This window comes from Pseudomonas sp. PS01298 (assembly GCF_029959745.1).
In the GTDB taxonomy this organism is placed as follows: Bacteria; Pseudomonadota; Gammaproteobacteria; order Pseudomonadales; family Pseudomonadaceae; genus Aquipseudomonas; species Aquipseudomonas aylmerensis.
In genome coordinates this window covers 58,911-73,377 of sequence record NZ_JASCPP010000019.1, presented here as the reverse complement: position 1 = coordinate 73,377, position 14,467 = coordinate 58,911, and the positions used below count along the sequence as shown (strand labels likewise).

General features: G+C 60.0%; 9 protein-coding genes. 5 read left to right on the top strand and 4 right to left on the bottom strand.

Features of this window, described 5'->3' with window-relative positions; all coding sequences use genetic code 11:
- Window positions 1–101 precede the first annotated feature (101 nt).
- The 4 genes from QMX97_RS10085 to QMX97_RS10070 are packed head-to-tail and all read right to left on the bottom strand — an operon-like array spanning window position 102 to window position 3,987.
- The gene (locus QMX97_RS10085) at window positions 102–875 is read right to left on the bottom strand and encodes an enoyl-CoA hydratase (protein ID WP_213554092.1); all 774 of its coding nucleotides are present in this window, start codon (window positions 873–875) and stop codon (window positions 102–104) included.
- Between the two features lie 11 nt (window positions 876–886).
- Window positions 887–2,014, bottom strand: a complete 1,128-nt coding sequence (locus tag QMX97_RS10080) for an acyl-CoA dehydrogenase (RefSeq protein WP_282396829.1) — start codon at window positions 2,012–2,014, stop codon at window positions 887–889.
- Window positions 2,015–2,023: 9 nt separating this feature from the next.
- Window positions 2,024–3,208: an acetyl-CoA C-acyltransferase gene (locus QMX97_RS10075; RefSeq protein ID WP_213554090.1), complete on the bottom strand. Its 1,185-nt coding sequence runs from the start codon at window positions 3,206–3,208 to the stop codon at window positions 2,024–2,026.
- Between the two features lie 11 nt (window positions 3,209–3,219).
- Window positions 3,220–3,987 carry an SDR family NAD(P)-dependent oxidoreductase gene (locus QMX97_RS10070; RefSeq protein WP_120448635.1) on the bottom strand — a complete coding sequence of 256 codons (768 nt, stop codon included), beginning with the start codon at window positions 3,985–3,987 and terminating at the stop codon, window positions 3,220–3,222.
- 222 nt (window positions 3,988–4,209) lie between these two features.
- Between QMX97_RS10070 and QMX97_RS10065 the strand changes: the two genes are divergently transcribed.
- The 5 genes from QMX97_RS10065 (at window position 4,210) to QMX97_RS10045 (ending at window position 13,997) form a co-directional block, all read left to right on the top strand.
- Window positions 4,210–5,103: a bestrophin family protein gene (locus QMX97_RS10065; RefSeq protein ID WP_282396828.1), complete on the top strand. Its 894-nt coding sequence runs from the start codon at window positions 4,210–4,212 to the stop codon at window positions 5,101–5,103.
- A gap of 76 nt (window positions 5,104–5,179) precedes the next feature.
- Window positions 5,180–6,238, top strand: a complete 1,059-nt coding sequence (locus QMX97_RS10060) for a tetratricopeptide repeat protein (protein WP_065905361.1) — start codon at window positions 5,180–5,182, stop codon at window positions 6,236–6,238.
- 120 nt (window positions 6,239–6,358) lie between these two features.
- The gene (locus QMX97_RS10055) at window positions 6,359–7,861 is read left to right on the top strand and encodes an ATPase domain-containing protein (protein ID WP_120448636.1); all 1,503 of its coding nucleotides are present in this window, start codon (window positions 6,359–6,361) and stop codon (window positions 7,859–7,861) included.
- Complete coding sequence (locus tag QMX97_RS10050) at window positions 7,858–9,540, top strand: ATP-binding protein (RefSeq protein ID WP_065905365.1); 1,683 nt, start codon at window positions 7,858–7,860, stop codon at window positions 9,538–9,540. The genes QMX97_RS10055 and QMX97_RS10050 overlap by 4 nt, the downstream gene beginning before the upstream one ends.
- Before the next feature lie 245 nt (window positions 9,541–9,785).
- Window positions 9,786–13,997: a YopT-type cysteine protease domain-containing protein gene (locus QMX97_RS10045; protein ID WP_282396827.1), complete on the top strand. Its 4,212-nt coding sequence runs from the start codon at window positions 9,786–9,788 to the stop codon at window positions 13,995–13,997.
- The last annotated feature ends 470 nt before the right edge of the window (window positions 13,998–14,467 follow it).

Here is a 14,467-nt window from a genome sequence, read left to right as displayed (position 1 = left end):
CGCGAATACGCCAGGTCAGTCAAAACTGCAGTGACTGATTAGCCGTATTCGCGAGCAAGCCCGCTCCCACATTTGGACCATCGGTGTCAGTGATGGGGGGCTTACTTGTCCTTGAACGCCGGCGCACGCTTGGCCACGAACGCCGCCATGCCTTCCTTCTGATCCTGGGTCGCGAACGCGGCATGGAACACCCGGCGCTCAAAGCGCACGCCTTCGGACAGGCTCACTTCAAACGCGCGGTTCACGCTTTCCTTGACCATCATGCTGATCGGAACCGATTTGCCGGCGATCAATGTGGCAACCTTCAAGGCCTCTTCCAACAATTCATCCGCCGGCACAATGCGCGCGACAATCCCGCAGCGCTCGGCTTCCACTGCATCGATAAAGCGCCCGGTCAGGCACATTTCCATGGCCTTGGCCTTGCCCACCGCGCGGGTCAGGCGCTGGGTGCCGCCCATGCCCGGCAACACGCCGAGGTTGATTTCCGGCTGGCCGAACTTGGCGCCGTCACCGGCGAGGATGAAGTCGCACATCAACGCCAATTCACAGCCCCCGCCGAGGGCGAAGCCGTTGACCGCGGCAATGATCGGCTTGCGGCGGTTGGCCACGCGGTCGCTGTCGCTGAACAGGTCGTCCAGGTAGATCTGCGGGTAGGTCAGCTCGGCCATTTCCTTGATGTCGGCGCCGGCGGCAAAGGCTTTCTTCGAGCCGGTCAGCACGATGCAGCCGATCTGTGGATCGGCTTCCAGGCCGTCAAGCGCCTGGTTCAGCTCGCTGACCAACTGCGCATTCAAGGCGTTCAGGGCTTGCGGGCGATTGAGGGTAATCAGCCCGACGCGGCCCTGGACTTCGAGCAAAATGGTTTCGTAACTCATGTATCGGCTCCTTAGAGATTGCGTGAGATGACCATGCGTTGAATATCGCTGGTGCCTTCGTAGATCTGGCAGACCCGCACATCGCGGTAGATCCGCTCGAGGGGGAAGTCGCTCAGGTAACCGTAACCGCCCAGGGTTTGCAAGGCGGCCGAACAGACTTTTTCAGCCATTTCCGAGGCGAACAGCTTGGCCATGGACGCTTCCACCAGCGCCGGCTTGCCGCTGTCACGCAGTGCCGCCGCGTACTGCACCATCTGCCGGGCGACGGCGATTTGCGTGGCCATGTCGGCCAGGCGAAACGCCACGGCCTGGTGCTCGATGAGTGGCTTGCCGAAGCTTTCGCGTTCCCTGGCATAGTCGCGGGCGGCTTCAAAGGCAGCGCGCGCCATGCCCACCGACTGCGAGGCGATACCCACGCGACCGCCTTCGAGGTTGGCCAGGGCGATTCGATAGCCTTCGCCCTCCGCGCCCAGGCGATTGGCCACCGGCACTTTCACGTCCTCGAACAGGATCTGGCAGGTGTCCGAGGCGTGCTGGCCGAGCTTGTCTTCGACCCGCGCCACACTGTAGCCCGGCGAGTCGGTGGGCACGATGAACGCGCTGATGCCGCGCTTGCCGGCGGCCGGGTCGGTCACCGCAAACACAATCACCACCCCGGCATTTTGCCCGGAGGTGATGAACTGCTTGCAGCCATTGAGCACGTAGTGATCACCGTCCAGGCGCGCCCGGGTATTCAGGCTGCTGGCATCCGAACCGGCCTGGGGCTCGGTCAAGGCAAACGCGCCGAGCATGGCGCCACTGGCGAGCGGCTTGAGGAATTGCTCTTTCTGCTGATCGTTGCCGAACGTGAGGATGGGCACACAGCCCACCGAGTTGTGCACGCTCATGATGGTCGAGCAGGCGCCGTCGCCGGCGGCGATTTCTTCCAGGGCCATGGCGTAGGCCAGGTAACCGGTGTCGCAGCCGCCCCACTGTTCCGGCACGAGCATGCCGAAAAAGCCCAGTTCGGCCATTTCGCCGATGGCTTCCTTGGGAAAGCGGTGCTCGCGGTCCCAGTCGGCTGCGAACGGTTTCAGCCGCTCCTGGGCAAATTGCCGGGCCGCGTCGCTGATCTGCAGTTGTTCGTCATTGGGCAGCATAGGGTTTCCTTAATACAGGCATTCAACGGCCATGGCCGTGGCTTCACCGCCGCCGATACAGATCGCGGCCACGCCACGCTTGAGGCCTTTCTGGCGCAGGGCCGCGAGCAGGGTCACCAGGATTCGCGCGCCGGAGGCACCGATCGGGTGGCCCAGGGCACAGGCGCCGCCGTGAACGTTGACCTTGGCGTGCGGGATTTCCAGCTTGCTCATCGTCACCAGGGTGACCACCGCGAAGGCCTCGTTGATCTCGAACAGGTCAACTTCGTCGATGCTCCAGCCGGTCTTGCTCATCAGCTTGCGGATTGCGCCCACCGGCGCCACCGGGAACAACCCGGGCTCATCGGCAAAGGCCGCGTGACCATGGATCACCGCCAGCGGCTTGAGCCCGCGCTTGAGCGCCTCGGACTGGCGCATCAGCAACAAGGCCGCCGCACCGTCGGAAATCGAGCTGGAGTTGGCCGCCGTCACGGTACCGCCTTCGCGGAACGCCGGTTTCAGGCTGGCGATCTTGTCCAGCTTGGCCTTGGGCGGTTGTTCGTCGTGCTGGATGGTCTTCTGTTCCTTGCCGACCGTGACCTGCACCGGGACGATCTCGGCGGCGAAGCTGCCATGGGTGATCGCTTCTTGCGCACGTGTCAACGAGGCGATGGCGAAGGCGTCCTGGGCTTCACGGGTAAAGCCGTTGTGCGCGGCGCAGTCTTCGGCAAAGGTGCCCATCAGGCGGCCCTTGTCGTAGGCGTCTTCGAGGCCGTCGAGGAACATATGGTCGAGCACGCGGCCGTGGCCCATGCGGTAGCCGCTGCGGGCGCGGTCGAGCAGATAAGGGGCGTTGGACATGCTTTCCATGCCGCCGGCAATCACCACGTCGACGCTGCCGGCCAGCAGCGAATCATGTGCCAGGATCGCCGCCTCCATGCCCGAACCGCACATCTTGTTGAGGGTGGTGCAGCGCGTCGACTTGTCCAGCCCGGCGCCGAGGGCCGCCTGGCGCGCCGGGGCCTGGCCGAGGCCGGCGGGCAGCACACAGCCGAACAGCACTTCATCGACAGCATCGGTGGCGATGCCGGCACGCTCGACCGCGGCACGGATCGCGGCAGAACCCAGCTGCGGCGCGGTCAGGCCCTTGAGGTCGCCCTGGAAGCCGCCCATGGGGGTGCGCACGGCACTGACAATTACGATGGGATCAGTCATGGAAGTTCTCCTTACTTGGCGGCCATGCGCAAGGCGCCGTCGAGACGGATCACCTCACCATTGAGCATGCTGTTTTCGATGATGTGGCGGACCAGCGCCGCGTATTCTGCAGGCTTGCCCAGGCGCGGCGGGAATGGCACGCCTGCGGCCAGCGAGTCGCGTACTTCGGCGGTCATGCCGGCCATCATCGGCGTTTCGAAAATACCCGGGGCGATGGTCATCACGCGGATACCAAAGCGCGCCAGCTCGCGAGCGGCCGGCAACGTGAGGCTGGCGATCGCGCCTTTGGAGGCGGAATAGGCAGCCTGGCCGATCTGCCCATCAAACGCGGCAACCGAGGCGGTGTTGATGATCACACCGCGCTCGCCATCGGCATTCGCTTCGGTTTCAGCGATGGCCGCTGCTGCCAGGCGCAGCAGGTTGAAGCTGCCGATCAGGTTGACGTTGATCACCTGGGCAAAGCTGGCCAGCCCGTGGGGGCCGTTCTTGCCGAGGATTTTCTCGCCACGCACCACACCGGCGCAGTTGACCAGCCCATGCAGGCCGCCAAAGGCGGCAACGGTCGCTTGCACGGCGGCTTCGGCCGCCGCTTCCTGGCTGATATCGGCCACGGCGCTGCGCGCGTTCTCGCCCAACTGCTTGGCCTTGGCGGTCACCGCGTCGGCGTTCAAATCCACCAGCATCACCTTGGCACCGGCGGCAATCAGCATTTCTGCGGTGGCCGCGCCCAGGCCTGACGCGCCGCCGCTGACCAGGAAGATCTTGTTTTCAATCTGCATTATTGTTTCCTTGAACCAGAAGGACCGAATCGTGGAAATAGTCGCTCCCGCACGCTGGCGCAGCAATGGTCAAAGCTTTCAACCTGCTTGACTGGTTTGGCCAGTCATCAATCCTGCTTATCGGCCGGTCAGTCCAAGCGATTGGACGCCTGTCGCGCTTGCTTCTAATCTGAGGGGCTACACCCCCTGAAGCCGCGTCCCCGAAGAAGCCCTGTCCCGCCAATGATTGTGCGTCCCAAACCCAACCTCCTGGGTATCCTGTTCTCCCTCAAAGGCTCGATAGCCAAGCGCATTGCCCTGCGCAGCCTGCTGGTCACGTTGCTGGCCTCGGTGATCGTGCTGGTGGAAACGCTGCACCCGGCGTATTTCTCCAAGGTCAACGCCACGCCATTCACGCTGCTGGGGCTGTCGCTGTCGATCTTCATGAGCTTTCGCAATAACGCCTGCTATGACCGCTGGTGGGAAGGCCGCAAGCAACTGGGGCAGATGATCATCGATGTACGCTCGCTGATCCGCGAGACCCAGGCGCTCAGTGACCCGGCCGAGCGCGCCGGCCTGCTGCGCGCGCTGGGTGGTTTTGCGCACGGCCTGGTCGCCCGCCTGCGGCATGAAGATGAAGCGCTGGCAATCAAGCCGTGGAGCGACGTCGACACCCGCCACCCCAACCTCCCCGACAAGCTGCTGCAGCAGGTCGGCGCGCGGTTTTCCGTGTTGACCGAACAGGGCGTGCTCAGCGAATGGCGCTACACCCAACTGGAGACCCGGCTGGTCAGCCTCAGCCAGGTGCAGGCCTCGTGCGAGCGGATCAAGGCCACGCCGCTGCCCTTCCCCTACACCTTGCTGCTGCACCGCACCATCTACCTGTTCTGCATTCTGTTGCCGTTCGCCATGGCCGAGCCCCTGGGCTGGCTCACGCCGGTGTTCACCGCCATTGTCAGCTACACCTTCTTTGGCCTGGATGAGATCGGCGATGATCTCGAAGACCCTTTCGGCTTCGACGAAAACGACCTGCCCTGCAACGCGATCCTGCGCACCCTGGAGCGCGAGATTCTCGCGGCCCTCGGCGAAACCGACTTGCCGCCGCCGCTCGAGCCGGTGGAATACGTGCTGACCTGACGCGGGTTTGACACCTGCCCTGGTCTGGCCGAAGCTGATGGCTTTGCTCTAGCTGCCCAAGCTTTCGGACGCCTGCATGTCAAAGTCACGCCGTTACTCCATCGTCGGCCTGTGCGCCCTGTTGTTGATTGTACTGATCACCTGGTATTTCTCCCGTTCCACACCGGTGGCCGTGCCACCCGCCATTGCCCATGGTTACGCGAAAGCGCTGAAACAGGCGCATAACGGCGAGCCGGGCGCGGCGCGCGTGCTCTATCAGCAATTGGGCCGGCCGGACCTGTCGCCCGAGCGGCGCGCCGCATTGCATGCCGAACTGCCCAACTACCCCAGCCCCCAGGCCTTGAAGCTGGCGGATAAAGACCTCGCCAGCGACTCGCCGCTGGTACGCGAAGCCGCTATCCATAGCATTGTCGGCCTGGTGCCCACGGGCCAGCGCACGCTGTTGCTCGGCCCTGCCCTGGATGACCCCGAACAAGGCGTGCGCTTTGCCGCCGCCAATGCCTTGCTCGGTCTCTCGCCCGACACCTTGGGCTTGTATTTCGGGCCCTTGCAGCAGGTGCTGGATGAGTTCGTGAAGAAGCTCAAGGCCCAGCCGGAAACGGCTGAGGGCTGGATTCAACTGGCGCGCCTGTACATCCACAGCGCCCTGCTGCCCGATGCACAAAATGCGCTGGAACAGGCCATGCGCCTGCAGCCGGACAACTTGCAGGCGGTGGTCGCGCAGATCGAGCTGCTGGATAAGCAAGGCAAGACCGACGAGTCCCGTCAACTGCTCGCGCGGCAACTGGCGGCGCACCCTGAATCGGCTTACCTGCAACATGCGCTGGGCATGTGGCTGCTGCACCACGGCGAGCGCCCCTATGCGCTGCTGGGCCTGTCCAAGGCCGTGGAGCTGGAGCCGGACAATCAGGATTACCGCTACGACCTGGCCACCACCCTGCACGCCCAGCAGGAACAGGAAGCGGCCCAGCGCCAGTTGGAAGAAATCATCCAGCGCCACCCGGCCAATCGCAAGGCGCGGGTGCTGCTCGTCACCTACTGGAAAGAAAGCGGCCAATTGCAGAACGTGCAGGTGCTGCTGGCCCAGCTCGAACAGCAAAACCCCGACGATCCGGCCCTGCAACAGGGTCTGTAGACATCACCGGCCGTATTTTCCTGGAACAGGTTGAACCGCCGCAAAGCGCTACGGTCAAGAGAACATGGCGCGTCCACCAGGGCGCGCATCCTCTACTCGTATGTGACCTGAGGGCACTTCTTGTCTACATCCAAAGCGTTGTTATCCGAAAAAGCAGCCACTGGCATCGAAGGTCTTGATGACATTCTTTCCGGCGGGCTATCGCGCAGCCATCTGTTTCTCCTGGAAGGCGAACCTGGCACCGGTAAAACCACGGTCGCCCTGCACTTTCTGCAGGCCGGCGCGAAAGAAGGTGAGCGAACGCTGTACATCACGCTGTCCGAAACCGAGCGCGAATTGCGCCAAGGCGCCAAGTCCCACGGGTGGGACCTGGACGAGAATATCCATATCTTCGAACTGACTCCGCCGGAGAGCCTGCTGGATGCCGAGCACCAGCAGAGCCTGTTGTACTCCTCCGACCTGGAACTGGGCGAAGCCACCCGGCAGATCTTCGAGGTGGTGGAACGGGTCAAGCCGACCCGCGTGGTGGTCGACAGCCTTTCGGAAATCCGCCTGCTCGCACAAAGCTCGCTGCGCTATCGCCGCCAGATCCTGGCGATCAAGCACTACTTCGTGCGCTATGACGCCACCGTACTGCTGCTGGATGACCTGACCACCGAATCCCTCGACAAAACCGTGCACAGCGTGGCGCACGGCGTCATCCGCCTGGAAGAACTGACCCCCAATTACGGCGCCGAACGCCGTCGCGTGCGCATAGTGAAGTACCGCGGCCAGAAATACCGTGGCGGCTTTCACGACTTCACCATCATGCAGGATGGCATTCACGTGTTCCCGCGCCTGGTGGCCGCCGAGCATCGCGGCGGTTACGTGCGCCAGACCTTGAGTAGCGGCATCCAAGAACTGGACGCCTTGATGGGCGGCGGCGTGGAGACCGGCTCCAGCAGCCTGATCCTTGGCCCGGCCGGTACCGGCAAATCGCTGATCTCGATGATCTTTGCCGCCTCTGCCGTGGCCCGTGGCGAAAAAGCCGCACTGTTCATTTTCGATGAAGAACTGGGCCTGCTGTTCGAGCGCATGAAAAACATGGGCATCGACCTCGACGCCCTGCAAGCCACCGGCAACCTGTTGATCGAACAAGTGGACGCCGCCGAGCTGTCCCCCGGCGAGTTCTCGCACCGGGTACGCCGCTGTGTCGACGAGCGTGGGATCAAGACCGTGGTCATCGACAGCATCAACGGTTACCAGGCGGCCATGCCGGAAGAGAACGCGCTGATCCTGCATATGCACGAGTTGCTGCTGTACCTCAACCGCCGGGGTGCGGCCACCTTCATGACCGTCGCGCAGCACGGGCTGGTCGGCGACATGCAGGCACCGGTCGACATCACTTACCTGGCAGACACCGTGATTCTGCTGCGTTACTTCGAGGCGCTGGGCAAGGTGCGCCGTGCCATCTCGATCATCAAGAAACGCACCGGCTCCCACGAGTCGACCATCCGCGAATACCGTATCAGCAGCCGTGGCATGACCGTCGGCGAACCGCTGGATAATTTCCAGGGCGTGTTGCGTGGCATTCCAACCTACATGGGCGCAGGCTCGCCTCTGCTCAAGGATGAGGGCGTGTGACGGCTATTTCACCCGTATCCGAGCGCGCCATCGTCCTGGCGCCTATGGGCCGCGACGGTACTTTGGCGCTGATGATGCTCAACGAGGCCGGCTACAGCGGCATCGTTGCCAGCAGCCTGCCGATGCTGTGCGAGGCCCTGGAGCAAGGTGCCGGCCTGCTGATCATTGCGGCCGAAGCGCTGCGGGGCGCGGACCTGGAGCCGTTGCTGGAGCATTTGCATCAGCAGCCAGCCTGGTCGGACCTGCCCATCGTGCTGATGACCCACCACGGCGGCAGCGAACAGAATGGTTCCTCGCACCTGAGTGGCCTGCTCGGCAATGTCACGTTCCTTGAGCGGCCTTTCCACCCCATCACCCTGATCAGCCTGGTGAGCGCGGCCCTGCGCGGTCGCCGCCGGCAATACGACGCGCGGGACCGTTTGATTGACCTCAGCGAGAGCGAACTGCGCCTGCAGCGCACCCTGGAAACCCTCGAACAGCAAGTCGAGGAGCGCACGGCGCAGTTGCGCAGCAACGAAGAAGCGTTGCGCCAATCGCAGAAAATGGAAGCGGTCGGGCAGTTGACGGGCGGTATCGCCCACGACTTCAACAATATGCTCACCGGCATTATCGGCAGCCTGGAGCTGTTGCGGCGGCGTGTCTCGCGCGGCAAGTTGGACGACCTCGACAGCCTGATTGACCTGGGCGTGACCTCGGCCAACCGCGCTGCCGGCCTGACTCACCGCCTGCTGGCGTTTTCACGGCGCCAGTCGCTGGATTCCAAGCCGGTGCAGATCAACGAGCTGGTCACTTCGATGGGCGAACTGCTGCAACGCAGCATCAACGAGAGCATTGCCCTGGACATGCGCCTGGAGGACCGGCTGTGGACCGCCGAAGCCGACCCCAATCAGCTGGAAAGCGCCCTGCTCAACCTGGTCTTGAATGCCCGCGACGCCATGCCCGACGGCGGTCGCCTGATCGTCGAAACCAGCAACCGCCACCTCGACAGCGTGTTCACCGCCGCGTATGGCACCTTGAACCCCGGCGACTATGTGGAACTGAGCGTCAGCGACACCGGCTGCGGGATTCCGGAAAGCCTCATGGGGCGGGTATTCGACCCGTTCTTCACGACCAAACCCATCGGCCAGGGCACCGGCCTGGGCCTGTCGATGATCTACGGTTTTGCACGCCAATCTCATGGCCATGTGACCATCCACAGTGAGGTGGGCAAAGGCACCACCGTGAGCCTGTTTCTCCCGCGTTTTGTCGGTGAAGTGACGGCTGATACGCCGCTGGACTCCGCCCTACTGCCGTTCGCGAATGCCGGCGAGTGCGTGCTGATCGTCGAGGACGACCCCGCCGTGCGCGTGCTGGTGAGCCAGGTGCTGAGCGAGTTGGGCTACGCCTTCGTCGAAGCCGGCGATGCCGACAATGCGCTGCCGATCATCGAGTCCAGCCAGCGCATCGACCTGATGATCAGCGATGTGGGGCTGCCAGGCATGAATGGCCGCCAGCTGGCCGAAATCGGCCGGCAAATTCGCCCGGACTTGAAGGTTTTGTTTATTACCGGCTATGCCGAGCATGCGGCGGTACGGGGCGGTTTCCTGGACCCGGGCATGCAGTTGATCACCAAGCCGTTTACCTTTGATTTGTTGACGGCGAAGGTGCGGGAGATGATTCACCTGCAGATAAGGGAATGAGGCGCAGGTTAAACGAAGCGCTGGGGACCGACCGGGTCCGCTGACGAGCTATTAACGTTGATGGCGATGAATTAGGCACTAATACGCAGTGGCGCCGTTTGTATCGGCGTCGACAGCGCACATAGAAACTTCCGGCAAAAGGTAGAGTTGGAACGCTAGAGGCTGATGCCAATACCAAGTGTTATACCGCGGGCGCAGTTACAACACCCGGGGTATGTTCATTTGCCTCTCAGAGAATGCCACCCATGATTTCACCTGATAGCGTTACTCTTCCCCGCCCGCATCTTCAGAACGCCCCGCAAACACCAACTTCCCCTTCGCCCCAAGCGCCTCTTGCTGAATCTTCTTCCGAGCGGGGCATCGATCCCGTACGTAATCAACGATCTATTCGGAGCATCGGGCAAGGATCGCTGCTCGCCCAACACAGTGTCCAGAACCAGCTGCCACCACCGCCGCAAAAACATTCGATGACGGCGGCTGATGCCATGGGCCAACAAGCACTTATCGACGGTCTGACTAAAACAGGTGAATTGCAGAAACATCAATACTATGGCACTGAACGGCGGCTTAGATCGCTGCAGATAACCCTGCCACCAGACTCTTACATTGCGCGCAAGAACAACCTTGTCGAAGGGCAAAGCATAAGCGCTGAACGGTTCATCCAGGCGCTGGGCTTGCCGTTACCCACCAGTTGGCAAGAGACCTTGCGATTGACCCAGAAAATTGCCATGCCATTGCCCGCACCGCCTGGGCTGGGTGATTTCGGGGGGCTGCTGGGTCGGACCATACCCTTGGCTCAATCCCAGCAAGACCGCGTGCGCGCTATCGTCAACGAATCAGCCAATACCAGCATTCAGTCCTTGATCACACACGCTGTCACCAACACGGATTCACCCGTAACCCCTCGCAAGGTACTTGATCAGTTGATCGCAAACCCCCAGGCGCAGGCACTGGGTCAGAAACTGGAAGCCGAACTGCAGGGCATTTCAACCCCAACCAGTGTCAATGAATGGTTGATGACAGCGCTGGCACTGGAACTGGGCATCACGCCCGAAACACAACGCAACCGTATCGCAGGCTATGACCTGAACCAGCCGGACAATTGGGGCAAACCCGCTTCGGCGATCATCGCAGCGGTCAATGACCATCTGGAACGTCAAAACGCCGATGTCCCTGACCTAAGGGGGTACTTGCTGCTCTCGCGGGTCGCGCCGCAGTTTCTGGTCAAACAGTTGCCCGAGAACCTGGTGTACGGTTCCAACGAGTGGGCTGTGTTCAGTGCTGCCGTTTCGCGCATTGAGCAACAGGCGCCCGGTACTGCGGCGACCATGACATTTGACCAAGTGATCGAGTTCGGCAACACCTCTCCGGTGAGCGAGCGCCAAGCGGTGCAAGCCGCCCTTGCGCGACGCAACGCCATGGTTGACTGGGGTATCGTCAATGGTTTTCTGATCAAGAATGACGATGACAACTACGACCCGGCAGCGATTGAACACACGCAGGGCAAATTCAACGAGCAGATAACAGAGCTCAGTACACGCCTCGCGGTGTTCTCCTCACCGCTGCCGACCCGAAAAGCCTTGGCGGAAGCCGAACTCAAAAAAGTACTGGGCGATGACGTCCCTCTGGAGAAAGAATTCATCAAGCTGGGCCGCCAAAACAGAGGTGGCATAGCGTACTCGATTATTGATCTATATATGTCGGGTCGGCTCAAGACCGATACGCTCAGGTCTGATTCTGACAAGGAGCTTCTAAAAAAAGTCGAGCCTAAATTCGATGAGCTTCCTGATATCAAAGAAGTATTTAAGGAAACGTTCACGCCTTATTTCGACGGGGTAAAAGAAGCCTTTACTTCACGGATAAAGAGTCAAATTTCACGACTCCCTTTAGAAGACCGAAAAAACTTTGAATTCGGCGGCGTAACGGCTTACTCCGTCCGCCTCCCCCTGCGTGAGGATAGCGACGATGACATCAGTCAAAAACAATACAAAAATATTGGGCGCAGTTGCCTATTGTTTAAAACGGTGCGTGGCGAGGAAACCACCTACTATGAGTTTTCTATAAGCGATCAGACCATTCGCAAAAAAACCGACCTGCCTGAAGAACTGCCAATCGGTGCAACCCATATCGCCCGTGGGGTAGACGGCGATAAATATATCGAAGGGTTTACACGGCTGCCGTTCGATCTGGATAAGTATGGGATCGGGCACGGAGGGCTGCCACCGCCAAAAGTCCCCGTCATCATTGATCGGGTCAAGATCCAGCCCGCATCAGGTACCCCCGGCGCCGACGAACCGAACTCGACAACGGCCCCCCTCAAGACATTTTTCACCACTAAGACCGATGCGATTGCCACGACCGTCAGCGAGCATTTTTTCAGCGACAAGGACAGTTTCGAGACAGATGCTTCAGGTGAAACAAACTTTGAGAAGCGATACCGGGAAAACCATCAACTCAACAACGGCATTCTGAATGTCATTATTCCGTTCAAGTCCGCTATCGAAAACGCGATTGAGGGTAAATGGGACGAAGCCATCGGCGATGCCATGCTGGATCTGATATCGCTTTATAATCCTGGCGCCAAAGGCGGTGGCATTGTTAACAGAACCAGTAAAAAAACCGCCTTAGGGCTGCTGACAGGCGTTAAAAAATTCGGCGGCGCCGTGCTGAAAGACGCCAATCTTTTCGCTGACGTAGCGGACCTGACGCGCTTGTTGACCAAAGGTGCGAAATCCGCAGCATCGTCACTCTATGACGGTGTTCATTCTCTGCAGTTGTCTGGCCGCGGTTTGCTCACGGCGCCTAACGGCCTGGACAGCGTGTCGATGGGTACCTTCAAGCATCAAGGCGAAATTGTGCAGGGCGCGGCAGCGTTCAAAGATAACAAGTGGTACGCACTTGATCCTTTGTCACTGAAACCTTATGGCGCACCGCTGGAGGATTTCTTGCCGTCGCTGCAGGCCCAGATGGCAGAATTGGGGAAATGGGCGACTGCGGACAGCCCCCGAAAGACACTCGATGAGGCCGTTGTCAAAAGCTGGAAAAAGACCGTTAACGACCATCGCACTGGACCGCAAAAAGCTCAGTTTGAAAGCGGATACCAATCAGGAAACCCGCAAACTATCGCGGGGTTTTCCAATTCCATGAAGCCCGCAGATATCATCACCCTGGCTGGCAATAAAAACCTTACTGCCAAGGAGGTCGGGATGCTGCTCAAGCGCTTCGACGATCTCTCTTACCAACTCGGTCGAGGTGGCTCAGCTCGTTTTATCGACGCCATAGAACCCGGGCTCGGCAGCGTAATACCTATGCCTCAAGTCATCTACCTTTCCAAGACCGGGCAATTGTCCGATGGCCAATGTGCCGCGCTGTCACGCGTCATGGCGGACGCCATGGCAGAAGGCAAAGAACGGTTATTGATCAAAAACATGCTCAGTGCAGCGGCCTACCCGGCCGATCCGGCCTCCAGGGAATTTACTGCCAAACTGAGCAAGATCCAAACCCAAGTCGGCGCACGAAGTGCTTTCCATGCTCAGCAGACAGTGCGTCAGGACACGATTCAAGGCATCGTGAATGAGCTGGCCGACGCCAGCGTATCCAAGTCAATAATGATCGACTCTCCTGGTCACGCCATGGCCGCCGGGGTAAGGGTTGATGACACAGGAAAGAGTTTCTACTTCTATGACCCTAATCATGGGCTTGCGAAATTTTCCAATGCGCAGGACATGGAAAAGGCCCTGGAGAAACTGACTCGCGACACGAAACTGAAGCCAGGCTACGTGACTCATAGCACTGACCCCGCGAAGTTGGAGTTCAAGGTCTTCGACCATACTGACGCGTGGCAGCGAACAAACAGTGTGCTGAGTACGGATGTTAAAAAGCTCTATGACGCACGACTGGCCATCCGACCAGACAGCGAAAGAAGTGCTGAAAAGTTCATGGTTCGTTTACTCAGTGAACATCTTGCCACGCCCGGGGCCAAGGCAAGTGTCCGAACCCTTGAGGAACTGAAGCAATTTGACTTCGCCGTCCCAACCCAAATATTCCGGGGGCATACAGCTACCGGGGATACTCTCGCGACCGGTCTCAGGCGTGCAGCGGGAACGGACTCGTCCGGCGACGACTATCTGGCTGCGATTATCCAACATACGGCGAGAACATCAGGCAGTGGCGGTGAAGTCATGTCATTCAGCGCGAGCAAGGCCAAAGCCAATAGTTTTGCCACCCAATACTCAACCCCCACGAAGAAGGTGCCCGTCTTTACGGTCGACACCACCCAAAACCCGGACGCATTTCGGACGGTGGTCGATATCGTTCTCAAAGACGGTGAAAGACTGGTCAGGGATAAAAAAATCACTAAGGCAACCCTTCTGCAAGCCGTTGAAAAATTGAACGGGCAGGAGTTAGAGGTGTTTTATGTCAAAGGCGACATACCGCCGGCATTTATGGTGAGCTAAGGCACCTCTCATCTTGAGCCTATGAAATCAGCGGCGTCGGGCTTTCGACGCCGCTGCGGCAACTATAACGCCGCACAGGATTTATCTGCAGATGTAAAAGAAAAAGACGGCTGCCAACTTGCTATATACCTGTCTGCCTACCTGACAATAGCGCACTCAGCCCGAATACCTGGCGACTTAAACTTCGGGCTCATCAATTCTCTTTAAAAACCGCCCGCCCCAAGGGGTATATCCGCCTATCAGTAAACATATAAGTCTTTCTATGTCTGCTGTGGAACCCGCCGCCCAAGCTGAACAACTTATAGGGCCATACCATGACATATGAAACGGCCATATTTTTAGTACGCGAAGCGAGGCGAGCATGTTATCAACCAGCAATTCCCTGAGACCCCTTCCAGTCAATGCAGTGTCAGGGGGAATTCAGGCGAACAGCTCGACACCCGAGCGCAGGAGTAGGCCGTTAGAGACAA